The organism is Bacteroides gallinaceum (assembly GCF_030373775.1).
Lineage (GTDB): Bacteria > Bacteroidota > Bacteroidia > Bacteroidales > Bacteroidaceae > Phocaeicola > Phocaeicola excrementipullorum.
Genome location: NZ_JAUDEN010000018.1, coordinates 40,910 through 64,979, shown reverse-complemented (window position 1 = coordinate 64,979; position 24,070 = coordinate 40,910). Strand labels below are relative to the sequence as shown.

20 protein-coding genes are annotated in these 24,070 nt (G+C 48.7%); 7 read left to right on the top strand and 13 right to left on the bottom strand.

What is annotated here, in order from left to right:
* Positions 1 to 125: 125 nt before the first annotated feature.
* On the bottom strand, positions 126 to 2,285 hold the full coding sequence (gene fusA2, locus QUW60_RS10810) for an elongation factor G2 (protein WP_289560411.1): 2,160 nt from the start codon (positions 2,283 to 2,285) through the stop codon (positions 126 to 128).
* Positions 2,286 to 2,527: 242 nt separating this feature from the next.
* On the opposite strand from fusA2, the gene QUW60_RS10805 reads away from it, so the two are divergent.
* The 3 genes from QUW60_RS10805 (at position 2,528) to hemW (ending at position 5,500) form a co-directional block, all read left to right on the top strand.
* Positions 2,528 to 3,475 carry a hypothetical protein gene (locus QUW60_RS10805; protein ID WP_289560409.1) on the top strand — a complete coding sequence of 316 codons (948 nt, stop codon included), beginning with the start codon at positions 2,528 to 2,530 and terminating at the stop codon, positions 3,473 to 3,475.
* 32 nt (positions 3,476 to 3,507) lie between these two features.
* Positions 3,508 to 4,122, top strand: a complete 615-nt coding sequence (locus QUW60_RS10800; protein ID WP_289560407.1) for an ATP-binding cassette domain-containing protein — start codon at positions 3,508 to 3,510, stop codon at positions 4,120 to 4,122.
* A gap of 250 nt (positions 4,123 to 4,372) precedes the next feature.
* Positions 4,373 to 5,500: a radical SAM family heme chaperone HemW gene (hemW, locus tag QUW60_RS10795; protein ID WP_289560405.1), complete on the top strand. Its 1,128-nt coding sequence runs from the start codon at positions 4,373 to 4,375 to the stop codon at positions 5,498 to 5,500.
* 65 nt (positions 5,501 to 5,565) lie between these two features.
* On the opposite strand, the gene glmM is transcribed toward hemW, so the two are convergent.
* From glmM to QUW60_RS10760, 7 genes are all read right to left on the bottom strand, one after another.
* Positions 5,566 to 6,954 carry a phosphoglucosamine mutase gene (glmM, locus tag QUW60_RS10790; protein ID WP_258338175.1) on the bottom strand — a complete coding sequence of 463 codons (1,389 nt, stop codon included), beginning with the start codon at positions 6,952 to 6,954 and terminating at the stop codon, positions 5,566 to 5,568.
* A gap of 48 nt (positions 6,955 to 7,002) precedes the next feature.
* Positions 7,003 to 7,668, bottom strand: a complete 666-nt coding sequence (gene bamK, locus QUW60_RS10785; protein WP_289560402.1) for a BamK family beta-barrel-assembly machinery protein — start codon at positions 7,666 to 7,668, stop codon at positions 7,003 to 7,005.
* A 100-nt stretch (positions 7,669 to 7,768) separates the two neighbouring features.
* Entirely contained in the window at positions 7,769 to 8,806 is a 1,038-nt protein-coding gene (locus tag QUW60_RS10780; RefSeq protein ID WP_289560400.1) for a DHH family phosphoesterase, read from the bottom strand.
* Between the two features lie 64 nt (positions 8,807 to 8,870).
* On the bottom strand, positions 8,871 to 10,856 hold the full coding sequence (locus QUW60_RS10775) for a ComEC/Rec2 family competence protein (RefSeq protein WP_289560398.1): 1,986 nt from the start codon (positions 10,854 to 10,856) through the stop codon (positions 8,871 to 8,873).
* A gap of 7 nt (positions 10,857 to 10,863) precedes the next feature.
* Positions 10,864 to 11,520 (bottom strand): ribulose-phosphate 3-epimerase, encoded by a 657-nt coding sequence (gene rpe / locus QUW60_RS10770; protein WP_289560396.1) that lies wholly within the window; start codon positions 11,518 to 11,520, stop codon positions 10,864 to 10,866.
* Between the two features lie 80 nt (positions 11,521 to 11,600).
* Positions 11,601 to 12,920 (bottom strand): outer membrane beta-barrel protein, encoded by a 1,320-nt coding sequence (locus tag QUW60_RS10765; RefSeq protein ID WP_289560394.1) that lies wholly within the window; start codon positions 12,918 to 12,920, stop codon positions 11,601 to 11,603.
* A complete protein-coding gene (locus QUW60_RS10760; RefSeq protein ID WP_289560392.1) occupies positions 12,917 to 13,465 on the bottom strand; it encodes an RNA polymerase sigma factor in 549 nt (182 codons plus the stop codon). The genes QUW60_RS10765 and QUW60_RS10760 overlap by 4 nt, the downstream gene beginning before the upstream one ends.
* 150 nt (positions 13,466 to 13,615) lie before the next feature.
* On the opposite strand from QUW60_RS10760, the gene QUW60_RS10755 reads away from it, so the two are divergent.
* Complete coding sequence (locus QUW60_RS10755) at positions 13,616 to 14,398, top strand: NigD1/NigD2 family lipoprotein (RefSeq protein ID WP_289560390.1); 783 nt, start codon at positions 13,616 to 13,618, stop codon at positions 14,396 to 14,398.
* Positions 14,399 to 14,412: 14 nt separating this feature from the next.
* Here QUW60_RS10755 and fmt read toward each other — a convergent pair whose 3' ends face one another.
* Genes fmt through QUW60_RS10740 form a run of 3 tightly spaced genes read right to left on the bottom strand, consistent with a single transcriptional unit; the run spans position 14,413 to position 17,771 of the window.
* Positions 14,413 to 15,381 carry a methionyl-tRNA formyltransferase gene (gene fmt / locus QUW60_RS10750; RefSeq protein ID WP_289560388.1) on the bottom strand — a complete coding sequence of 323 codons (969 nt, stop codon included), beginning with the start codon at positions 15,379 to 15,381 and terminating at the stop codon, positions 14,413 to 14,415.
* 16 nt (positions 15,382 to 15,397) lie between these two features.
* A complete protein-coding gene (locus QUW60_RS10745; protein ID WP_258338167.1) occupies positions 15,398 to 17,197 on the bottom strand; it encodes a chloride channel protein in 1,800 nt (599 codons plus the stop codon).
* Positions 17,198 to 17,207: 10 nt separating this feature from the next.
* Positions 17,208 to 17,771 (bottom strand): L-threonylcarbamoyladenylate synthase, encoded by a 564-nt coding sequence (locus QUW60_RS10740; RefSeq protein ID WP_258338188.1) that lies wholly within the window; start codon positions 17,769 to 17,771, stop codon positions 17,208 to 17,210.
* A gap of 132 nt (positions 17,772 to 17,903) precedes the next feature.
* Between QUW60_RS10740 and dinB the strand changes: the two genes are divergently transcribed.
* Positions 17,904 to 19,004 carry a DNA polymerase IV gene (gene dinB, locus QUW60_RS10735; protein ID WP_258338166.1) on the top strand — a complete coding sequence of 367 codons (1,101 nt, stop codon included), beginning with the start codon at positions 17,904 to 17,906 and terminating at the stop codon, positions 19,002 to 19,004.
* A gap of 96 nt (positions 19,005 to 19,100) precedes the next feature.
* Here dinB and QUW60_RS10730 read toward each other — a convergent pair whose 3' ends face one another.
* Together QUW60_RS10730 and trmB are read right to left on the bottom strand one after the other, a co-directional pair.
* Positions 19,101 to 20,201, bottom strand: a complete 1,101-nt coding sequence (locus QUW60_RS10730; protein ID WP_258338165.1) for an Mrp/NBP35 family ATP-binding protein — start codon at positions 20,199 to 20,201, stop codon at positions 19,101 to 19,103.
* A gap of 36 nt (positions 20,202 to 20,237) precedes the next feature.
* Positions 20,238 to 20,996, bottom strand: a complete 759-nt coding sequence (gene trmB, locus QUW60_RS10725) for a tRNA (guanosine(46)-N7)-methyltransferase TrmB (RefSeq protein WP_289560383.1) — start codon at positions 20,994 to 20,996, stop codon at positions 20,238 to 20,240.
* A gap of 352 nt (positions 20,997 to 21,348) precedes the next feature.
* Between trmB and QUW60_RS10720 the strand changes: the two genes are divergently transcribed.
* Together QUW60_RS10720 and QUW60_RS10715 are read left to right on the top strand one after the other, a co-directional pair.
* Positions 21,349 to 23,109, top strand: coding sequence for a fimbrillin family protein (locus QUW60_RS10720; RefSeq protein WP_289560381.1), 1,761 nt, complete (start codon positions 21,349 to 21,351; stop codon positions 23,107 to 23,109).
* A gap of 83 nt (positions 23,110 to 23,192) precedes the next feature.
* Complete coding sequence (locus QUW60_RS10715) at positions 23,193 to 24,065, top strand: DUF8429 coiled-coil domain-containing protein (RefSeq protein ID WP_258338162.1); 873 nt, start codon at positions 23,193 to 23,195, stop codon at positions 24,063 to 24,065.
* Positions 24,066 to 24,070 lie beyond the last annotated feature (5 nt).

Genomic DNA, 24,070 nt, shown 5'->3' with positions numbered 1-24,070 from the left:
AAACTAAGAACAAATAAATAGCCGCAATTGTTTAAGTCTGTAAAGGGAAAAAGGCTGCATTTCTTTCAAATACAGCCTTTTCACTTTTTTAATCTATTTGTTATGTCCGGTCAGAAAAAGACAAATCACATGTCATCCTTTTCCTGCTCTTCAAACTCTTTCATCAGTTTGTTCTGAACATCGGTCGGCACAAGTTCATAGCTTGCAAATTTCATGATGAACGACGCGCGGCCTCCGGTCAACGAACTCAGCGAGGTTGAATAGTTTGACATCTCTTTCAAAGGAACCTTAGCCAGCAGCTTCTCATAGCCTTTTTCGCTGCTCATGCCGATAATCATGCCTCGTCTGCCCTGCATGTCGCTCATCACATCTCCCAGCTTCTCGCTCGGCACAAACACTTCCACATCATAAATCGGTTCCAGAATCTTCGGTCCGGCATTCTTGAACGCATCGCTGAAGGCATGGCGGCCGGCAAGCATGAACGAAATTTCATTGGAGTCAACCGGATGCATCTTGCCGTCGTAAACGATGACACGCACATCGCGCGCATACGAGCCGGTCAAAGGCCCTTGTTCCATACGGCTCATGATACCTTTCAATATGGCCGGCATGAAGCGCGCGTCAATCGCACCTCCGACCACACTGTTAACAAACACTAATTTGCCGCCCCATTCAAGATCCACCGTTTCTGTACCCTTCACGGTAATCTTGAATTCCTGACCGTTGAACTTATATGTATCCGGAGCAGGCATACCTTCGTAATAAGGCTCTACAATGAGATGAACCTCACCGAACTGTCCGGCACCGCCCGACTGCTTCTTGTGGCGGTAATCCGCACGGGCCGCTTTGGTAATCGTTTCACGATAAGGAATCTTCGGCTCGAGGAACTGCACCGAAAGCTTTTCATTGTTTTCCAGACGCCACTTCAAGGTGCGCAAATGGAACTCGCCCTGGCCGTGAACCAGAATCTGCTTCAGTTCTTTCGACTGTTCGACAACCCATGTCGGATCTTCCTCACGCATACGGTGAAGCACGGCCATCATCTTTTCCGTATCGGCCTCGTTCACCGCCTTGATGGCGCGGGTATATTTCGGATTCGGATATTTGATGAAATTGAAACGGTTGTCGCAATCTTTTCCGTTCAGCGTGTTTCCGGTCTTGACATCTTTCAGCTTCACCGTACAGCCGATGTCGCCGGCCCGCAGCTCGTCTACCTTTTCACGGTTTGCACCTGCACAGACATAAAGCTGGGCAATACGTTCTTTTGACCCTCTGTCGGCATTGGTCAGGTCATCTCCTTCATGAACCACACCGCTCATCACCTTAAAATACTGCACATCGCCGATATGAGGCTCAACGGCTGTCTTGAAGAAATAAAGCGAAGTCGGCCCGTTGGGATCAGGAGGAACAGGCACGCCGCGCGTATTGTGTACGGGAGGCATTTCGTCGACGAACGGAACCACGTTGCCCAGAAATTCCATCAGACGCCGCACGCCCATATCCTTTCCGGCGCATACGCAGAACACGGGGAACATCCCGCGTGCAGCAAGCCCCTTGCGGATACCTTCGCGCATCTCGTCTTCAGTCAGCGAATCCGACTCAAAGAATTTCTCCATCAACGTTTCATCGTGTTCGGCAGCGGCTTCCACCAGTGTCTTGTGCCACTCCTGCGCTTTCTCCATCTCTTCGGCAGGAATGTCTTCTATGGTTGGAGCACCTCCGTCGGGGCCCCAAGAATATTTTTTCATTAAAAGTACATCAATCAACGCATTGAAGTCCGGCCCTGTAGACAAAGGATACTGAACCGGAACAACTTTAGAGCCGTAATTTTCCTTCAGCTGTTCGAGCACATGGTCAAAGTCACACTTCTCGCTGTCGAGCTGGTTCACCAGGAAGATGACGGGCTTTCCCAGCTTCTCCGTATAGCGGAAATGGTTCTGCGTACCCACTTCCGGCCCATACTGACCGTTCAGCAGAAGAACGGCCGTATCAGTCACATTCAAGGCTGTAATTGCGGCACCCACGAAATCGTCGCTTCCCGGACAGTCAATGATATTCAGTTTCTTGCCGTTCCATTCCACATGATAAACGGTAGAAAAAACAGAGTAGCCATATTCCTGCTCCACCGGGAAATAGTCGCTCACCGTATTTTTGGCAGTAATCCTGCCGCGGCGTTTTATAATGCCACTCTCATAAAGCAACGCTTCAGTGAGAGTGGTCTTACCTGCACCGTCATTGCCAAGCAGGGCAATGTTCTTGATTTCGTTCGTCTGATATACTTTCATGGTATTTCAAGATTTGATTTGTAAAAATAAGGATATGCTTTTCATATCTCTCGAATAAACGATTCGCAAAATAGAGATTAAAATCGGAAAAAGCAACAGAAACGGCAGTGTTACTAAACTATGTTTTCGGACATAAACCGCAGGCGCGGCAACCGAAAATATTCGGCGGCAAACGGGCGGATTAAAAAAACAACTAACTTTGCACCTGCAAGCACTTGATGGAACCAACTTACGGAAACGGCATGAAAACTGACATCTTCAGATATTACATCTATTTGCGCTTACGGAGCGGAGGCAGGCTGCTGAAAGAGCTGGGGATACTCAGAAGCTCTTTTCTGACTGCACTGGCCTGCCTGACGGCAACCGCGCTCTATCAGACAGAGAATCAGTGGGCGGCGCCCGCAATATGCCTGCTGGCAATCGGCTGCTACCATCAGACCAGAAAAGACAAGTCTTTTTTGCAACATCTTCTTGCCGGCAGGAACACAAGCGCATTCTTCACAAAAGAATATCTTCTGCTGAGCTTGCCCTTCGTCTTGCTGGCCGCACTCCGAAGCAACTGGACCATCGCCCTGTGCATTCCCTTGCCCGTGTGCCTGATTCCTCACATGAAACAAATCCGCTTCAAACGGAAACCGATACGAATGTCTTTTCTTTATGCCGGAAACATCGAATACATCCGCATGTTCCGCCAGGCCGGATGGGCATACGTTTTGCTGGCAACAATCTCTTTGGCAGGGTGCATCCACGGCAACATGCGGATTGCCAAAGCCGGAATGCTTTTGTGGACGCTCATCCAGTCGGGGGCATACTTCCACGTCCCCAATCCTTGTATGTTAATGACGTTCACCAGATTCCGTTTTTTCGAGGAACTGACATGGAAATCAAACGCATGGAATGCCACAGTGTCGGCCCTGCCATTTGCCGCCATGCTGACCGGCTTCGGAAATCCAACAGAAGCACTGACGTTTGTAGCACCATGTCTGATTTCCGGCATCCTTTATATACAGGGCATGGCTTTGTGGCATTGGATATGCCGGTCAGAAATGGGATTGCTCGCGGCACAGATAGCCGTATTCATCCCTTTGTTTGCAGCCGGCTGCTTCATTCCGCTCTTTAACTTGGGAGGACTTGCTCTCACAGGCGCGCTTTCATATATCATATACTTTCAGGAAAGATGGAAACACTAAAAATCAGACACCTATCAAAAAGATACGGAAAAATGTCCGTACTCGATGACATATCACTGACATACGAATCCGGAAAGATTTACGGACTGGCAGGCGAAAACGGAGCCGGAAAGACCACACTGTTTGACTGCATGGCAAATCTGACGCCACACGAAGGAGAGGTGGAGCATCCGAAGCAGACGACACTCGGATATTTGCCGGCCGAATGCTTCTTCTATCCACTGGTCACCGGGCGGGAATACATCGAGTTCTGCCTCCGGGCCTGCGGGAAAAAGATTTCAGCAGAGAGCATCAGCGAAACAAATGCGGTCGGATTCCAGCTCCCGCTCGACCGTTACGCTTCAGAATATTCTACTGGCATGAAAAAGAAACTGGCGATTTTCGGCATCTTTCTGCAAGATCATGACGTATTCCTGCTTGACGAGCCTTTCAACGGGATGGATCTGTACGGATGCATCCGGCTGAAAAGGCTGATATGCCGGATGGCAAAGGAAATGCAAAAAACGTTTATCGTATCATCACATCAGATGGAAGTGCTGAATGACATGTGCGATGCCATCCATTACCTCCACAACGGACGGATAGCAAAAACATTCACAGACACGTCCGTGGAAGAGATCGAACGGTTCATCTTGGAAAATGAATAGTTTTTTGCCTCTTACGCTTCGGAAAATTCTACGGACCGGCACGTGAACCGTACGGATCACATGTGTGAACCATACGGACCACCTATATGAACCGTACGGACCACGTATGTGATCCATAGATTTTTTTTCGGAAAGCAAAGAAAAACGTCACGGCGGAAAGCCAGAATACAACTATCCTTCAACCGCCTCACTTGCCCATGCCGGAAATAATGGCTAACTTTATCGGCCGAAACAGCAAGAAACATGTGCTATGGCAGGAATCTATATCCATATCCCCTTCTGCAAGAAACGGTGCATCTACTGCGACTTCTTCTCTACCACACAAAGTGAAAAGAAAGCCGCATACATAGAAGCGCTGTGCCGCGAACTCATACTGCGCAAAGACTATATCGGAAACGAACGGGTGGAAACCGTCTATCTGGGCGGAGGAACCCCGTCCCAACTGGCCGACAAGGAGCTTGCAGCCATCTTCAATACAATATATAAGGTTTATCGGGTGGACGGCGAGGCGGAAATCACGCTGGAAGCCAATCCGGACGACCTCCGTCCCGACTATATCCGCATGCTGCGCACGCTTCCGTTCAACCGGATCAGCATCGGCATGCAAACTTTTCAAGACAAGATACTGAAGATGCTGAACCGCAGGCATACGGCGGAACAGGCGATAAATGCCTTCTACGAATGCAGAGAAAACGGGTTTCAGAACATCAGCATCGACCTGATGTATGGACTTCCGGGAGAAACGGAAGCAATCTGGACGGAGGACCTGCAGCAGGCTATCTCCATGAAACCGGAGCACATTTCGGCCTATCATCTTATATATGAAGAGGGAACAGTCATGTGGAAGCTGCGCGAAGCGCACCGGATAGAGGAGGCGGATGAGGACCTGAGCGTCAATCTGTTCACACGGCTCATCCATACGCTGAAGCAAAACGGATACGAACATTACGAAATATCCAACTTCTGCCTGCCCGGCTATCACTCGCGGCACAACTCGAGCTACTGGACCGGCAAGAAATACCTGGGATGCGGTCCGTCTGCCCACTCCTACAACGGAGAATCAAGGCAATGGAACATCGCTTCTTTGGACGGATATATAAAAGGAATAAAAGAAGGAACGGAAATTTCTGAAAAAGAAGAGCTTGACTTATACACGCGCTACAACGACTTTGTGCTCACATCCATACGCACAAGCCGCGGAATGCCTCTGAACAGACTGAAAGCAAGATTCGGTGAAGAACTGTACAACTATTGCCGGCAAATGGCACAGCCGCATCTGGCGCAAGGAACCATGGAAATCAGCGAAGAATCGCTGAAGCTGACCGAAAAGGGCATATTCGTTTCCGACGGCATCATGAGCGACCTGATGTGGGTGTAGCAAAAAGCCGGATCATGGCAGATTTCCGCCACAATCCGGCCTTATTTCTTGCAATGACTCTCTGATTATTTTGCCAGACTATATACAATATCCATAATCTGCTTGCCCAACTCGTCGGCTTCCTCCATGGTAGAAGCTTCAGAATAAACGCGGATAATCGGTTCGGTGTTGCTCTTGCGCAGATGCACCCACTTGTCGGGGAAATCAATCTTCACACCGTCAATGTCATTGATTTCTTCATTCTTGTACATTTCCTTCACTTTGGCAAGAATAGCATCCACATCCGTTTCGGGAGTCAGGTCGATACGGTTCTTGGCTATGAAGTAATTCGGATAAGTGGCGCGCAGTTCGCTCACCTTCTTTCCTTCGTGTGCCAGATGGCTCAGGAAGAGAGCGATTCCTACCAGCGCGTCGCGTCCGTAGTGCGATTCCGGATAAATGACTCCGCCGTTGCCTTCGCCTCCGATAACAGCCTGTGTCGCTTTCATTTTGGTCACCACATTCACTTCACCAACAGCCGAGGCATTGTACTGCATGCCGTATTTACGGGTAACGTCGCGCAGGGCACGGGTAGAGCTCAGGTTAGAAACCGTATTGCCCGGCGTATGTTTCAGCACATAGTCGGCAACGGTCACCAACGTATATTCTTCGCCGTACATGACACCGTTCTCGCAAATGATAGCCAGACGGTCAACATCCGGGTCTACAACGAAAGCCACATCGTTCTTTCCCTGTTTCATCAGGCCCATGATGTCGCCCAGATTCTTTTCAAGCGGCTCCGGGTTGTGCTGGAAATCACCGGTCGGTTCGCAATACAGCTTCTCCACATGCTCCACTCCCAGACGCTCAAGCAGTTCCGGCAAAATGATACCTCCAACCGAGTTCACACAGTCGATGGCAACACGGAAATGCGCGTTACGGATAGCCTCAACGTCCACCAGCTTCAAAGCCAGCACGCTGTCGATGTGCTTCTGGTTATAGGTATTGTCCTCCGTATATTTTCCAACATGGTCAATGTCTGCAAACTCAAATTCTTCGGCGGCAGCTATACGAAGCACCTCGTTGCCTTCCGCAGCATTCAGAAATTCCCCATGTTCGTTCAGCAGTTTCAGCGCATTCCATTGCTTTGGATTATGGCTGGCTGTCAGAATAATGCCTCCGCACGCTCCCGACATGGTTACAGCCAGTTCCGTTGTCGGTGTAGAGGCCAGTCCGATGTTCAATACATCAAATCCCATCCCCATCAATGTACCGCAAACTACATTCTTCACCATTTCTCCAGAAATACGCGCGTCACGTCCTACCACAATCTTGTTGCTCGTCTTGGTGGTTGTTCTGCGAATCAAGGTAGCATAAGCCGAAGTGAATTTCACAATGTCTAAAGGATTCAATCCTTCACCGGCGTGGCCTCCGATTGTGCCGCGAATACCGGAAATTGATTTGATCAGTGTCATAAGCTAAAAAGATTTAAACTATATGGTTAATGAATTGTCATCCAATCGTCAGTACAGATTATATGCAATTTCGTAATAGCACGGATAAACATATTGTTGCGCCGTAGACGTCCCTTCACTATGAGGAACAATGAGCTTGACTCTTGCCTGCTGGTCGGAACGGGAAGTGCGCGAAGGCTTCAGATAGCGGAGCGGAATCAGCCAGCCCGACGGAACAGCCACCGTACCGTAGCGTCCGTACATGCTGTAATTGTCGCTTCGGGTAAAAGAGGCCGAATAAGATCCGTCGCTGATGGTCAGCTTGAAGTCCTCCCCTTCAATATAATAGTCAGGGTTCAGAATGTGCATGTTGGCCATCAAGGTGTCACCTGCCTCAAACATCTCGCTGCGCGTCTGCAACGCCACTTCCACAAAGCGGGCGATTATGTCATACGAACCGTCCGAAAGGACTTCCTTTCCGTTTCCTCTATAGGACACATGCATATAAACGCCGCTTTCTTCAAGCAGCACGTATTCGTTGTCAGCAAGATTCGTCGAGTCTTGAGCGGCAAACTCCGCCTCGCTGATAACCTTGATGTCATTCTGGTTAATGTAACTGTTGATGGCATCTGCCTCATCTTCTTTCATCTCTGCGTATGTTTTTCCGTTATCACAACTCTGAAGTCCAGACGACAATGCGACAACCACCAGCAATAAATAATAAAATTTCTTCATTTCAAGTCGTTTTCTGTGGACAAATATAGCGAATTCCATTCACAGGAAACGCCTTATTTTGTCCAATAAAGTCTAATATTGTCCAATAATAAAATCCAGTTTAATTCTGCAGCAGAAGATTCTCGTACTTGACCAGCGCCCGCTTGAAAAGTTCGATGGCCTCATCCATCGTTCCATAGAACTCTCCGCCGGAAGCATTCAGATGGCCGCCGCCATTGAAGAACTCGGCAGCCACTTTGTTGCAAGGGAACTTGCCGACAGAACGCAGCGATACTTTGATCATGTTTTTCTCTGTATCTTCCCGCAAGAATACGGAAAAGCAGATTCCCTTTATCTGAAGCGGCATGTTGACAAAACCTTCCGTATCACCTTTCATATACTGGAATTGTCCCTGCTCGGCCTTTGTCAGCCAGATCAGCGCTGAACGGAACTGGGCAAACACCTGCATCTTCTCATAAAGCACGTATCCCATCAAGCGGAGGCGGCCTTCTGAGTATGTGTTGAACACCCTCCGGTAAATTTCATCCTTGTCGATGCCTTTCGACAGCAGTTCACTGATAATGAAATAGATTTCCCGGCTGTTCGAGTTGTAGGTGAAACCGCCCGTGTCTGTCATCATGCCGGTATAAATACATTCAGCCCCCTCAAACGAAATATCGTCAAAGCAGCCCATGCGGCAAATCAAGCGGAAAACCAGTTCGGACGTTGAAGAAATTTCAGGATGCGAAATGGTCACATTGCAAAAAGGCTCCGGATCCAGGTGATGGTCGACCATCACTTTCCTGCCGGGAGCCTCGCCCACAACTTTACTCATTTTATCAATACGCGACAGAGCGTTGAAGTCAAGACAGCAAATCACATCGGCCTCACCGATCAATTTGTCTGCAAACTCCGCATACTTGTCATAGCGTATGATATCTTTAGCGCCCGGCATCCAGCGTAGGAAGTCCGGAAATGCATTAGGAACAATCACATTGACGGTCTTGCCTTGAGAAGAAAGGAAATGATACAAGCCCAATGAAGAACCTAAAGCATCGCCGTCAGGAGAAACGTGTGTCACAATCACAAGCTTGCCTGCACGCTCGAAATAGGTTTCCACCTTGTCAATGTTAGCCTGAAGTATTACTTTTGACAACATATATGATTCTTAATAATCTGTTTGACTGTTAGAAGGAGCAAAAGTACAAATTAATTTTCAGAAACTACAACAGAATCAGACAAGAACCTTCCTTGGACAAATCCGTATAAGATATTTTAAGCAATTGGCATTCACGAATCAGACGATTTCTAAGATACTCGCTCAAGGACGAGTCTAAAACAACCGAACGGATGTCAAACATGCGTGCCAGCATTGAAACGCTGCCCTTAAACCCACGGCAGATATAAACATAATCCAAAGACAAACGGATATCCGAGGTTTTGTTCTGCCACATGTCCGACTTCATCACCCCGACCCTTACTCCTCGGATATTAAACACCCCGTCGGCCGTCTGCTGCAAGGTCAAGGTGTTGCCGCATTTCGTATAGACTCCGGATCGGGCAAAACAAAGGTAGCAAACCGACGGCCTTGACACTTCATACAGGCATGTAAGCAGAAACAGAACGGAAAAAGACAGGGTTACAACCACCTCCCGGCCGCGCTTCAGACCGGTTACAGCCCAGATTCTGTAAAACAGACCCAAAATGATATACAACAGCAAGACTTGAAGTCCGGATACATGCAATGACGTGATCTGAGCTCCCCATAACTGCCGCACCTCCGACATCGAAAGATTCAGCAACGATGTAGAAAGGTCGACAAGCCAAATGGCGGCGGTGCCAATGACGGGGACGGAAAACAAGACCAACGCAGCCAATGTTCCTCCAAGTATGCAGACCGAAAGCGGAGCCACCACCAGATTGGCCAAAAGAAAATAAGAAGGGAAAGCCCCGAAATACAGAAGAATCAGCGGAAAAGTTCCCAACTGCGCAGCCATCGAAAGAGCCAGAACATCCCACACATACTTGCAAAAAGAATTGCCTGCCTTCAGCAGACCAGAAAACAACGGATAAAAGAGAAGTATTGAATACACTGCGACGAAAGACAGTTGGAAACTGATGTCAAACAGATAGAACGGATTGAACACCAGCATCACGAAGGCTGTCAGACTCACGGCAAAAACACCGGAATAGGCATCTTTCGACAAAAGAGATGACAAAATATACAAGGAAAACATGATTACAGAACGTATCACAGGAGAACTCAGCCCGGAAACAAAAGCAAAAACCCACAAAAAGAGAACAATCAAAACCGAAGAAACAGAACGGCCGCCTTTAAACCGTTTCAACGGACGGAACAAAAAGAACAGAATGCCTGTCAGAATGGCAATATGAAGTCCGGACAGCGAAAGCACGTGGCTCGCTCCTGTCGCGCTGTACACATCTTCCAGATCAGATGTCAGCCGGGTGCGGTCGCCCACTGTCAGCGCGGAAACCACAGCAAGGACATCTCCTTCCAGTCCCCACTCCTGATATATCCCGACAATACGCTGCCTCACAAGCAAAGCACGTTGTGACACCGCAGGCTGATTCTCCCCGAACGCACGGATATCACCGGAGAAAGCTATCCCTGCCCCGCTGATTCCCTGCCTCATCAGATAATCCCCATAGTCAAATCCGCTTAATTTTTCCAAAGACACCGGACGTGATATCTTTGCGTAAAAACAGATGCTGTCGCCGCACTGAATCGGACGGGACGCAGAATCCGGCATCCATGACAAAAGAACCGACCGCCCGACCGGCTCTTTTTCAGACCGGCAGACAGTATCAAACGGATTCATCTGACAAGCCACATCCACTTTGGCCTGCATCGTTTTTCCGCGCGGATACGGCACATCCTTCACTTTGCCCCAATACAACATTGCTTTGTCTTCCCATCCGAACTTCACTTTTTCACGCTCGGCCAGAACCAGACCAGCTCCCAGGAAGAAAAAAGCAAGTCCTGACATACACCCGAACAAATAACGTCTGCCAAATGAAAAAGTCCGGAGCACGGCTAAAGACAATACCGAAAAAAACAGGAAACAGCCAAGAAGACATATCCATGAAACGACTCCCGACAGCAGCCTGTCAGACAAAAAAATTCCGGCTGCCAAAAAAACTGTCAGCCGGAATATAGGATAAGTCGTTAAAGAAGAATCAATCCTCACTCTTTTTCTATGCGTTCTTTAATTGATGAATCACTTCAATCATATCAGGAGCCTTAAAAACAGCGCTTCCCGCAACCAACACATCAGCTCCCGCTTCCGACAAAAGCGGCGCAGTCTGCAAATTCACGCCGCCGTCTATTTCTATTAACGCATTCGACCCGCTTCGTGCTCTCAATTCACGAAGTTCACGTATCTTATTTAAAGTATGCGGAATAAATTCCTGCCCGCCGAAACCCGGATTCACGCTCATCAGCAGCACCATATCCAGATCTTGAATGATGTCAGACAGCATTGCTACCGGCGTTGCAGGATTAAGTGTGACCGCAGCTTTCATTCCAGCTTCCTTTATCTGCTGAATGACACGGTGCAGATGCGGACATGCCTCATAGTGCACATTCATCATCATTGTGCCGAGATCTCTGATCTGAGAAATGAATTTGTCCGGATTTACAATCATAAGATGCATATCCAAAGGTTTCTTGCTGATAGCGGCAACAGCTTTCAGAACCGGAAAGCCAAAAGAAATATTAGGGACGAACACGCCGTCCATCACGTCCAAATGAAGCCAGTCTGCTTCACTCCGGTTAATCTGATCCAGATCTTTCTCAAGGTTGGCAAAATTTGCAGATAACAAAGAAGGGGCAATCTTCAAGTCATTTCTCATATCTTCAATCATCAGTTGGACTATATTTGAAGAACAAAGTTAAACATTCTTTTTTTATTTACCAACCAACCGACACTTATTTATTGCCCGAAGCTGAAACGCATTCCCAGTTGCAAATTAAAATTGAAAGGATGTTCTTTGCGGATGGTTTCAATGCCGCTTTTGTCATCAAAATAGTATGCGACTCCCGGTTCGACATACAGACCGACCTGCTTCGTAAAGTTTACCTGCGCACCCAAAGCCGCCATAACCGACCATTGCAGCGGATCGATATCCAAAGACTCAGACTCCTCATTGCGCAGCCCGCTGCTGGTGACATAGGCTGTCTTCACCTTGCCCGAAACACATTTTTCAACAGCCCCGCCTGCCAGTCCATAAAAGGCAAACCGGTCGTTTTTCCAGATAGAGCGCTGAACTTTCAAGGGGATACCCACGTAATGAAGACGCTGCTCCTGTTCCATATATGCAGCTTCTCCCGAACGAGAGTCAGAAACCAGCAATGTATACATCAATCCTGTTTCCAACGCCCAGTCATCGTTGATATTCCAACGGAAAGAAGCGCCAACCGTTACCGGCAAATGATGGTTGACATCAGTCTTTGTTTCAAGTTCACGATTTTCAAACAGAACCTGGCTGTATGCAGCGGTCTTGTCGTCCATGGACCCCATCAGGTTTCCCACCCGATGTGAAGATACGGCAGCCAGACGTCCCATCCCGCTATAAGTGGAAGAAGAAGACACCGGCGTATTCCCCGCCAGTACACCCATTGAAAAGCCCTTCCGTTTTTTCGATTCCTTTGAAACAGAAAACAGTTCGTAGGCGTTGCGTTCCATCACTTCTCTGTCGACAGAGCGTCTTGCCTTTATGCTTTCTTCGTCAGAAGACGATTTACTGTCTGAGGTTTCTTTTTCATTCTTTTCCTTTATGCCGGGAACTTCTTCTGCGACAACAGACAAAGCCGACGGCACCGGAGTATTTTCTTTCGCATCTGATTCTCCGATGCGCGCGTTTATCGAAGGAGCGGCAGAATGAACGGCAGAAGACGGCGATGCCGTTTCCCGTCCGCTGTCCGGTTTCTGCACATCCGCCAAACGATATTCAGGCAAAGCGTCTGGACGACTCTCTGCCATTTCAGATTCAGGAGCCAGCAATTCCTCTGCAACCCTGTTTTGTTCTTCAAGGTTGAAAGATGGAGATACCAAAAACCATACGGTCAGTGAGGAAACGAGCAAGACCAGCACTACCGCTGCAGCCCGCCACCTTACTCCGAACGGAACAACTTTTGGCGTGTTCAATTCCGTTTCCAGTTCCTCCCACAAGCCGTCAGGAAGAGGCTCAGAATAATCCTCCATCCGCTTATGCAGATTCTCTATCCATTTTTCCTCGTTCTCCTGTTTCATGAATTATGCTCCTTTCTATACTCCTTAATCTTACGTGCCATCAACATTTTCGCCCGATAGAACTGTGATGATGACGTATGTTCCGTAATGCCTAATATGTTAGCTATTTCCTTGTGGCTTTTTTCTTCGAACACATAAAGGTTAAACACCGTACGATAGCCGTCTGGCAGTTCGCTGATCATCCGCATCAATGCCTTCCGCGGAATGTCGCTCACCCCGTCATTCTCATCAACCATATCAGGAACTTCTTCTACAAGCACTTCCTGCTTCGCCATCTGTACATGTTTACGCAGGTATCCCAGCGCCTCATTCACCATCACCCGCGACAACCATGCCTTCAAAGAGCCTTGCCCCTGGTACTTAAACTGTCCGATAGACTGATAGATGCGTAAAAAGCCATCATGCAGCACGTCACAGGCGGTTTCTCTATCACCGATATAACGAAGACATATAGCCAACAACGAACCTCCATACTGCTCATACAATTCTTTTCGAGCCTGATTGTCCGCCTGTTTACATTTAAACGCCAGTTCTTCTTCCGTCATATCCGGTCCGTTCTTTGATTATTAAATGAATGAAATGCAAAAATACTGCACGTTTACCAACTATTTTTCGCATTATGCTGTTTTAACAAAAAAAGATGCAGTAATCTCCCCGTAAAATTATTTTTCTTATAGAACAAAAAACATATTCGCATGATTTCCACAAAAAACATAAGCTGCATCTTTCTTCTGTTCGCATCCGGCATTATGCTGCCGTCATGTTTTGACAACGACAGCAACGACATGTACGAAAGCGAATTCGGTTCGTATTCTACATTAGGAACAATTACAAGTACAGACAAACTGCTGATCGAATCAGACACCTACGGTCTGCTTGAGCCGGTCAACGCTTTTTCCTTTGAAGACGAGAAGGCAGACAGCACAGGCCAAAGGGTATTGCTGGACTTCAACTTCATTGAAAAAGACCCTCTGATTTATCCGGACAGCATACAGCCCGTACAAGCCGTCCATTTATATAAGGTATTGACCAAGCCTGCAAACGACGTACGCACAAACGGAACAGACACGCTGCCGGATTTATCGCCGTACGGAAACGATCCCATACAGATCAACACCGCTACTATCAGCAAACATCATCTCAACATTCAGTTTTATGTGTTAGGATACTATGCAGATATAGCACACCGCATCAGCCTTCTGCTCACCGACGAAAGCAAACTCGGCGAGGATGGCATGCTGACAGTGGAACTGCGCCACAACGCGGAAAGCGACTTGCAGAAAGAAGCCTTTTGGGGAGTCGTTTCATTCGAACTGTCCAGCATTCCGGAATGCAACAGCTCCCAATTCAAGGGATTCAAGATAAAACACACAGATTTCACCTATGCCTCAGCCGAAGAAGATGTGACATTCGCTCCTACGAACACACGAAGCAGGATGATTCCAAGCAATGCCCGTCCCCTGCTTACCAAAGAATGAATGCGACAGTCTGATCATCTGACAAAGGCATCGGCTGAATGCCTGTAGCCTTTCATGAAATCAGCGATTCCCATTCTTTTCTTCCCGGCAAACTGCAAGGAAAGTACATTCAGATAGCCGTCGGAAGTCGCAATATGCAGGTAAGACTTTCCGTCTGTTACAAACGCACCGGGTTCTAAAGCATGATCTGCAAAAATCTTTTGCGTTTCAAACAGCTTGAGGGTTGAAACCGTTTCTCCTACATGAAATTCTGTCCATGCGCCGGGATAAGGAGAAAGGCCGCGGATGAAGTCATAAATACGCTTCGTCCCTTGTGTCCAGTCAATCCGGCAAGTTTCCTTGAAAATCTTCGGCGCCGGATGCAGTTCTCCGGACAGCGGAACGCTTTCTTGAGGAACTGTCTTCACATTTCCGTCCAGAATCGCATCCACAGTTTTCAGCACCAGGTCACCGCCAAGCCGCATCAGCTTGTCATAAACCACACCTACATCATCTGTGTCAGCAATGGGAATCCGAACCTGATCAATAATTTCTCCCGTGTCTATTTCGTGCTTCAAGAAGAACGTAGTAATTCCCGTTTCGGTTTCCCCGTTGATTACCGCCCAATTGATCGGAGCCGCTCCACGATACTGAGGAAGCAACGACGCATGCAAGTTGAATGTTCCCAGACGCGGCATCGCCCAGACCACCTCGGGCAACATCCGAAACGCCACTACAATCTGCAAGTCAGCATGCAGGCTCTGCAGCTCTCCGATAAAAGCCTCGTCTTTCAGTTTCTCCGGCTGGAGCACTTTCAGTCCCTGAGATACGGCATATTGCTTGACCGGACTCGGCTGGAGCACACTGCCATGCCGCCCCATGGGCTTGTCGGGCATTGTTATTACCGCCACAACATTATATCCGCCTTCTACAAGACGCTTCAGGCTCTCCACCGCAAATTCGGGAGTGCCCATATAAACGATTCTCAAGTCTTTCTTTTCCATAAACACTTCTTCTTTATCACTCGGCCGAAAGGTCCACCATCATCTGCCGGTAAGTGCTCAGCACTTTTGATTTTGACACACAGCCGATATACTTATTGTTTTCATCCACAACAGGCAGATTCCATGAATTTGTCGAATCAAACTTTTCCATCACCACTTCCATCGAGTCGGTCGTAATGATTCTTGCCTTCGGCACCACCATAAACTCGGCCACATGATAACGGTGATACAGCTCCTGGCGGAAAATGATGTTACGGATGTCATCCAGCACCACCACCCCAATCAGCTCGTTCCGGATATCCACCACAGGAAACAGATTCCGCCCCGACTGCGAGATGGTCTTCACCATCTGCGCCAGATCCATATCCGGACGCACAGTCAGGAAGTCCGTTTCAATCACACTGTCCATATTCATCAGCGTAAGCACCGCCTTATCCTTATGATGCGTAATCAGTTCGCCGCTTTTGGCCAGACGCATCGAATAAATGCTATGCGGTTCAAACACAATGATCGTCAGATAGGCGCAGACCGAAACAATCATCAGTGGAAGAAAGAGGCCGTATCCTCCGGTCAGTTCCGCGATAAGGAAGACACCGGTCAACGGAGCGTGCATCACGCCGGACATCAAGCCGGCCATTCCCATCAGCGCAAAGTTCTTTTCGGGAATATACGTGTTGCCTATATTAAATTCGTTACACACATACGAAAAAACAAACCCTGCAATACAGCCAAGGAAAAGGCTCGGTGCAAAGATACCTCCGCATCCGCCTCCTCCATTCGTGGCGCTCGAAGCGAACACCTTGAACAGAATGATCAGAATCAGATACAGAACCAGCAGATGGGCATTGCCATAAAACAACGAATTGTTCATCACCGTTTCCCAATCAGAAATCGAAGCTCCGTTCAGAAGAAGCGAAATCGTATCATAGCCTTCGCCATACATCGGCGGGAAAAGGAATATCAGCACGCTCAGCATCGCACTTCCGATAAGGAACTTCACGTAAGGATTCTTATATCGCCTGAAGATATCTTCAATCCAATTCATCGAACGGGTAAAATACCAGGCTACAAGCCCGCAAAAGATTCCCAGCGCAATGGCATACGGAATACGTTCCAGCGAAAACGGATAATCAAGGTGGAACTGAAACATTGCCTCGGTGCCGGTAAGCAGATAAGAAACAGACGCCGCGGTCACGCTGGTGATAAGCAGCGGAAGCAGAAACGCCATTGTCAAATCCATCATCAGCACCTCCAGCGTAAACACCACACCGGCAATGGGCGCCTTGAAGATGCCAGAAACAGCTCCGGCAGCACCGCATCCCACCAGCAGCATCAGCGTCTTATGGTCCATACGGAACAGACTTCCCAGGTTGGAGCCGATGGCTGAGCCTGTCAATACGATCGGAGCCTCGGCACCCACAGAACCTCCGAAACCGATGGTTATGGCCGAAGCGCATACAGACGACCACACGTTGTGGCGCTTGATGCGGCTCTGCTTGCGCGAGATGGCATACAGAATCTTGGTCACTCCATGGCCGATATCATCGCGCACGATTTTACGGATGAACAGGCCGGTCACGAAAATGCCCACCACGGGATAAACCAGATACAGCCAGTTTGCGCCAGTCGTATCAAAGTTTTCTGTCAGAAACTCCTTGATATATTCCACAAGGAATTTAAGGATATAAGCCGCAAGCGCCGTAAAGATTCCTACAAGAAAGCTCAGAAGCAGGACAAACTGCTTGTCTTTGATGTGCTTCTCTCTCCAGAGAAGAAGATTTTGAAGAAAATTGTTCTTTTCATCAGTCGTTTTCATCGTCCTTCTCCTATTCTCTGATAATTTTCACTTCGCCTCCCTTGCCGAGCTTGATGATACTCGACGGTTTCGGATGTCCGGTTTCATCGCGCCGGTAATCAACGACATAGTCCACCGCATTCTTTATTTCATCGCTGATTTCACGGAATACGGCAGGAGCCGGCTGCCCGCTGACATTTGCCGATGTAGAAACAACCGCCTTGCGGAAGCTGAAGCAAAGCTGCTTGGAAAACGCTTCATTCGTCACGCGTATTCCCACACTGCCATCGGCGGCTATCAGGTTGGGAGCCAAATTCTTCGCCCCATCATATATGATAGTCAGCGGTTTCGTTGTCAGTTCGATCAGGTCCCATGCAACATCCGGAACTTCTTCCACATACAAATCCACTTTCACCGGACTGTCTACAAGCACCAGCATTGCCTTGCTGTCGGCACGCTGCTTGATTTCAAAAACCCGCTTCACGGCTTCTTCATTCGTCGCGTCGCATCCGATGCCCCAAACGGTATCGGTCGGATAAAGTATCACTCCTCCCTTCCGCATGACATCGCATGCCTTTTTAATTTCATCTTTCATCATAACTTCTTAGCGTTAAGTAGTCAAGTCGGCAAACAGCCTTTGCTGCTGCATCGGCAAAAATACAAATGATTTTTAGGATAAACGAAGAAAACTTTGATTAATTTTGCAGAAAAGCCTCTACAGCGCCTTATGGACACTTTCAGAAAAATCATTCACATCGACATGGATGCCTTTTACGCATCAGTGGAACAGCGGGACAATCCCGAGCTGAAAGGAAAGCCCATAGCTGTAGGACATGTCGAACAGAGAGGGGTGGTTGCTGCGGCAAGCTACGAAGCGCGAAAGTTCGGTGTCCGTTCGGCCATGTCGTCGGCAAAAGCGAAGAAACTGTGCCCCCAACTGATATTCGTACATGGACGGATGGAAGTATACAAAGCAGTTTCCGCCCGCATCCACGAGATTTTTCATGAATATACAGACCTGATCGAACCGATTTCACTGGACGAAGCTTTTCTGGACGTTACGGAAAACAAGAAGCAGATAGAACTTGCCGTAGACATCGCCAGAGAAATCAAACGGCGCATCCGCGAAGAACTGAACCTGGTCGCTTCGGCAGGGGTGTCATACAACAAGTTTCTCGCAAAGGTAGCGTCAGACTACCGCAAGCCGGACGGACTTTGTACAATCCACCCTGACCAGGCTACCGACTTCATTGACAAGCTGCCCATCGAATCATTTTGGGGAATAGGCCCCGTAACAGCACAAAAAATGCACAAGCTGGGGATATTCAACGGAAAAACACTGCGCGAATGCTCGCTTGAAATGCTGAAACGGCAGTTTGGAAAAGCCGGAACCGTCTACTACGACTTCGCCCGGGGAATAGACAACCGACCCGTGGAACCAGTACGCATACGCAAGTCCATCGGATGCGAACATACGCTGGAAAAGGACATCTCGCTCACGTCATCGGTAATAATCGAACTGTATCACGTGGCTTGCGAGCTGACGGAAAGGTTGAAAGCGAAAGACTTCAAGGGATATACGCTGACACTGAAGGTAAAGTTCAGCGACTTCAAGCAGATAACGCGCAGCCAAAGCACCCCGTTTCCGCTGTATAAGCTGGACACCATACTCCCTCTCGCAAAAAGGCTGCTGAAAGAGGTCGACTACGAACGCCATCCCATCCGCCTGCTGGGACTTGCCGTTTCAAACCCGAAGGAAGAACACGACTGGCCTTCCGAACGCCGGCCGGAATGGATTCAGCTCCAATTGAAGTTCAAGGACGAATGACGATTGGCACCCATCCGGAAAAAATGCCCCGCCATTCCATCCGGACGACAGGGCTTTTTCATTATCCTATAACCGCAGGAACGTATTCCCCGCAGATCACTTATGCGTATGTACAATCTCCGTCGGAGCCAGTTCTGCATTCCGCTTTTCCGTCTGGTACACCACATTGCGTGCCAGTTCAATAAACGCTTGTCCGGTCACAGAGTTCTCGTCAAGGGCCACCGGAGTTCCTTTATCACCGTTTTCGCAGATGCTCTGCACGATAGGAATCTGTCCCAGCAGCGGCACATGCAATTCTTCCGCCAGACGCTTCGTTCCTTCCTTTCCGAACAGGTAGTATCTGTTTTCGGGAAGTTCGGCAGGCGTGAACCATGCCATGTTCTCAACCAAACCGAGAATAGGAACGTTCACCTTGTCGTTGGTATACATGTTTATGCCTTTCCGCGCATCGGCAAGAGCCACTTCCTGCGGAGTGCTTACAATCACCGCGCCTGTGATGGCGAGCGTCTGCAACAGCGTGAGGTGTATGTCGCTCGTTCCGGGAGGAGTATCCAGCACGAAATAATCCAGTTCGCCCCATTCCGCATCGCCTACCAGCTGTTTCAGCGCATTGCTTGCCATGCCTCCGCGCCACAGTGTCGCTTGGTCGGGATTGACAAAGAAGCCGATAGACAGCAGCTTGATTCCGTACTTCTCCACCGGAATGATCATGTCGCGCCCGTTGATTTCCTCTGCATAGGGACGTGCATCCTCTACCTGAAACATTTTCGGCACTGAAGGGCCGAAGATGTCTGCGTCAAGCAGTCCCACCTTATAGCCGAGCTTCGACAGCGCTACGGCCAGATTGGCAGCTACCGTAGACTTTCCCACGCCGCCTTTTCCAGACGATACGGCAATGACATTCTTCACCTGAGGAAGCATTTTCCCCGGTTCGGGACGGGCTGCCTGCCTGCTTTCTGTTGATATACTTACTTCCACGTCTTTCGACACGTAAGTGTGGATAGCTGTTTCAGCCGACTTTACCACCGACTTCATGAAAGGGTCGGTAGGCTTGTCGAACACCAGCGAGAAGCTGACCTTCATTCCGTCGATGCGCAGATTGTCGGCCACCATCTCAGCCTCAACAAGGTTTTTCCCGCTTCCGGGATAACGCACGGTTGCCAGTGCGTCGAGAATCAATTTCGGATATAATGTCATAACTGATCGTATTTTTTTAAGTTATACACAATGTTTTCATCTGCTCGTGGCCAGTCCGCTCCGCTTGCTGCGGTTATAGCTGCGATAGTCGTCGAGCTCAATTTCGATGTCCGGCTCATGCAGTTCCCCTTCCCGGGGCAGCCGGAAACAGATGTATTTGATATTCAGCCCGCGGTCGAGCCACTGCTGTTCGTAATAGGTGCGGATACTCAGAATCTCATCGTCCATTCCCGAATGATACAGGTCGTCAGTAATGAACTCGACGGGCAGGCGGTTTTCTTCAATCATACACTTCGTATAAGTGAACATGAAATTGCTGTCCGTCTTCAGATGCACCAGCCCGTCGGGAACCAGAAACCTGCGGTAACGGTTCATGAAGTAAGTCGAAGTAAGCCGTTTGGTCGCCTTCTTCATCTGAGGGTCTGAAAAGGTAAGCCATATCTCGCACACCTCGTCCCGCTCAAAGAAGCGGTCGATGATTTCAATGTTTGTCCGCAGGAAAGCCACATTACCCAGCCCTTCGCGCAGCGCTTCAGTGGCTCCCGTCCACATGCGCGCGCCCTTGATGTCTACACCGATAAAGTTCTTGTTCGGATAGCGCCGGGCAAGCCCCACGGTATATTCTCCACGCCCGCATCCGAGTTCGAGCACAATCGGATTGCCGTTCTTGAAAAAATCACGGTTCCACCTGCCCTTCATTTCAAAAGGCACATCATCAACCACCGAATACGGATATTCAAACACATGCGGATACTCCGCCATATCTGCGAATTTCGCCAATTTTCCTTTTCCCATACGTCATTTCCTAATCCGCTCCAAAGTTACGGCTTTTAACGGAATAGGCAAAATAAAAATTAAGGGCGGAAAATATCGCCCGGCACCGCACGGAAAAAACAGAAGCATGCCTCGGAGCATTCTTTATCTCCAGGCTGGAGATGCATATCTTCAGGTTAAAGACACATATCTTCAGGCTAAGGATGTATATCTCCAGGCTGGAGATAAAGATTTCCGCCGCACAAGTCCATGTTTCCGCCCCGCATGACCGGAAACGGCAAAGAAGATCTGCGGAAAAATCTGTGCCCGGAAAGGTGAACAACCGGCACGTTTGCCGTTTTCATATATAAACCACAATGAAAAAGTCACGCTTATGCGCTCCACACCATCCATTCTTATATATATAATGTATATATGGGCCTTCTTCTTTTCCGGATGCAACGGAATTGAAGACCATGAAACCCGCCTATCCTCCGGAATAAAGATTCTGGGAAACGACGTTTACGGCTTCGGCCCGCAAGGCAGATCTGCAGGCAAGACCGCGTTTCAGACAGGCGACCGGATTCTGTTCTTCAGCGACGGAACCACAAGTCCGGACGGCTGCATCCTCACGTTCGACGGGAAAGAATGGGTGCCGGAAAAGCCCTTCGGACCGAACGGAAACGGAAAGATGCGCTACACCGCCGTCTTTCCCGTCATGGATACTGACGGAGAAGGGCTTTTCGGAAAAGAGCAATTGTACGAAAGCAGCGGAAAGACATTGAAAGATGTCCTGTTCTGCCAGGACTCGTGCGCATACGGCAACGTGATCCGCCTGAAGTTCAGGCACCGCTTTTCAAGAATAGACTTCAATACCGACAGCCAGCTGAGCGAAAAAGTCACAGGCATGATCTGCAAGACTGCCGGCATCGAATCGTTCTGCCCCATAACCGGAAACATCATCTACAGCCGGGATTGCCATGAAAGCGAACTGCACGGTTCAGAAGAAAACACTTACAGCTTCATCATTCCGCCCTCCCCTGCCGGTGAAACACCTCCTGTAGAACTATCCTTGACCGGTTCCGGGCAAAGCATCTGCCAAACAACGGTCGAAAACATAACCTTCAAAGAAGGAACAGCCTATTCCTGCAACTTGAAATCAAAAGGTTCGGGACGCGGAATATATACGGCAGAAGATTTCATCGCCTTCACTCACCTGATAAACGGAGAAGCATACGATGACAGAAAGTTGGAGGAGTTCGGAGAAACCGCGGACGGAATCACCACGTACCGCCTGAAAAGCGACATCGCGTTTTCTGAGGAAGAGTCTGCCCGGATAATGGGAATCGGAATCAACTACAAGATGAACAAGGCATTCAGCGACATATTCGACGGAGAAGGGCATACGCTGTCGGGCATCCGCCTGAACAGGAAGCTCAACGGATATTCCAATTATGGTGTCTTCGGTGACATAGCACCGGATGGGATTGTCAGAAACCTGAATGTCTGCAACATATCTTACACCCAGAACGGAAAGATTGCATACGTCGGACTGCTGGCCGGAATAAACAGAGGGAAGATTCATAACTGCACCCTCCAAAACGGATCGATGGAATTGACCGACGCAAACCAGTACAGCGGATTTATAGCCTACAACCAGGGTGATGTATTCAACTGCCTGGCCGAAAACGTCACAATATCAACCGATGACGCCAAAGACCCGGCCGCCGGACTGGTAAGGACCAACGCCGGGAATATCCTGAACTGCGGCATCGGACACGCAAGCTTCAAAAGCCCCGAAAACGGAGCGCACTTATGCTTCGAGAACAAGAAAAATATACAGAACTGCTATGTATACGGCCCGGAAGGCAAATACAACGCTCTCTGCTTCAACACATGGGAAACAAGCTACATGGCGTACTGCTACCTTCCGGACACTTACAAGAAAGACTTTATAGGAAATGACCACAATTCAGCCTACGAATTTATCCTGAGATACGACAGCCGGACATTCGTTCTGGAAGAAGGCGGGCGGAAACTCCATGAAAAGCTGAATGAGTGGATCGGCAGCACAGGTGCATCTGCTTATCCCGAACTGGAATTTTGCAGATGGAAACAAGGCGACACCCGGCCTGCCACCTTCATATTGCCCTGACGTTATGTTTTTTTTAATCAAATAAAAGAGAAGGTCTATCTAAATTGTTGTATTTTTGCGCCAAACGCAAAACTGATAGAGAAATGAACAAGAACAAGAGCCTTATTACAGTTATCGTGATCCTGGCAGTTATCGTAGCGGGGGTTTCATTCTTCGCTTTCAACCAGACTCAAAAGAATAAGGAAATGACTGAACTGTTTGCCATCGAGAAACAGGAAATGGAAAACGAATACAGCAATTTTGCCACACAATACGACGAACTGCAAATCCAGATAAACAACGACTCACTCCGCGAAAAGCTGGAAAGCGAAAAGCTGAAAACACAGCGGCTGCTGGAAGAACTCCGTCAGGTAAAGACCAGTGACGCAGCAGAAATCATGCGCCTGAAAAAGGAGCTGAAAACCGTGCGTGCAGTACTGCGCACTTACGTCATACAAATTGACTCGCTCAACCGGCTGAACGCGGCCCTAAAGCAAGAGAATGAGGAAGTAAAAAACAAATACTCGGCAGCTACCGTGCAAATAACCAACCTGTCGCAGGAAAAAGAAACCCTTCACCAAAAGGTTTCTCTCGCTGCGCAGCTGGATGCCACAAACGTTACGGTGCAGACGCAGAACAAACGCGGAAGAAACACTTCCAGGGTGAAAAACGTAAAGAAAATAGCCGTCACATTCACCATCGTGAAGAACATTACGGCAGAAACGGGAAACAAAACCATCTATGTGCGCATCGCCAAGCCCGACAACAGCATCCTGACAAAAAGCGACGCCAACCGGTTCAAGTATGAAGACCGGGAAATAGGCTACTCCATCAAAAAATACATCGAATATACAGGAGAAGAGCAAACTGTCACCGTATACTGGGATGTCGAAGAGTTCCTGCCGGCAGGAGAATACCACATCTATATCTTTGCCGACGGAAACATGATCGGACAGGGAGCTTTCTCAATGAAATAAGAGCA

Bases quoted from the DNA above. Each gene is read 5' to 3' on its own strand.
- fusA2 (WP_289560411.1), bottom strand. From the start codon at position 2,285: ATGAAAGTATATCAGACGAACGAAATCAAGAACATTGCCCTGCTTGGC.
- QUW60_RS10805 (WP_289560409.1), top strand. From the start codon at position 2,528: ATGAAAACTGACATCTTCAGATATTACATCTATTTGCGCTTACGGAGC.
- QUW60_RS10800 (WP_289560407.1), top strand. From the start codon at position 3,508: ATGTCCGTACTCGATGACATATCACTGACATACGAATCCGGAAAGATT.
- hemW (WP_289560405.1), top strand. From the start codon at position 4,373: ATGGCAGGAATCTATATCCATATCCCCTTCTGCAAGAAACGGTGCATC.
- glmM (WP_258338175.1), bottom strand. From the start codon at position 6,954: ATGACACTGATCAAATCAATTTCCGGTATTCGCGGCACAATCGGAGGC.
- bamK (WP_289560402.1), bottom strand. From the start codon at position 7,668: ATGAAGAAATTTTATTATTTATTGCTGGTGGTTGTCGCATTGTCGTCT.
- QUW60_RS10780 (WP_289560400.1), bottom strand. From the start codon at position 8,806: ATGTTGTCAAAAGTAATACTTCAGGCTAACATTGACAAGGTGGAAACC.
- rpe (WP_289560396.1), bottom strand. From the start codon at position 11,520: ATGAGAAATGACTTGAAGATTGCCCCTTCTTTGTTATCTGCAAATTTT.
- QUW60_RS10765 (WP_289560394.1), bottom strand. From the start codon at position 12,920: ATGAAACAGGAGAACGAGGAAAAATGGATAGAGAATCTGCATAAGCGG.
- QUW60_RS10760 (WP_289560392.1), bottom strand. From the start codon at position 13,465: ATGACGGAAGAAGAACTGGCGTTTAAATGTAAACAGGCGGACAATCAG.
- QUW60_RS10755 (WP_289560390.1), top strand. From the start codon at position 13,616: ATGATTTCCACAAAAAACATAAGCTGCATCTTTCTTCTGTTCGCATCC.
- fmt (WP_289560388.1), bottom strand. From the start codon at position 15,381: ATGGAAAAGAAAGACTTGAGAATCGTTTATATGGGCACTCCCGAATTT.
- QUW60_RS10745 (WP_258338167.1), bottom strand. From the start codon at position 17,197: ATGAAAACGACTGATGAAAAGAACAATTTTCTTCAAAATCTTCTTCTC.
- QUW60_RS10740 (WP_258338188.1), bottom strand. From the start codon at position 17,771: ATGAAAGATGAAATTAAAAAGGCATGCGATGTCATGCGGAAGGGAGGA.
- dinB (WP_258338166.1), top strand. From the start codon at position 17,904: ATGGACACTTTCAGAAAAATCATTCACATCGACATGGATGCCTTTTAC.
- QUW60_RS10730 (WP_258338165.1), bottom strand. From the start codon at position 20,201: ATGACATTATATCCGAAATTGATTCTCGACGCACTGGCAACCGTGCGT.
- trmB (WP_289560383.1), bottom strand. From the start codon at position 20,996: ATGGGAAAAGGAAAATTGGCGAAATTCGCAGATATGGCGGAGTATCCG.
- QUW60_RS10720 (WP_289560381.1), top strand. From the start codon at position 21,349: ATGCGCTCCACACCATCCATTCTTATATATATAATGTATATATGGGCC.
- QUW60_RS10715 (WP_258338162.1), top strand. From the start codon at position 23,193: ATGAACAAGAACAAGAGCCTTATTACAGTTATCGTGATCCTGGCAGTT.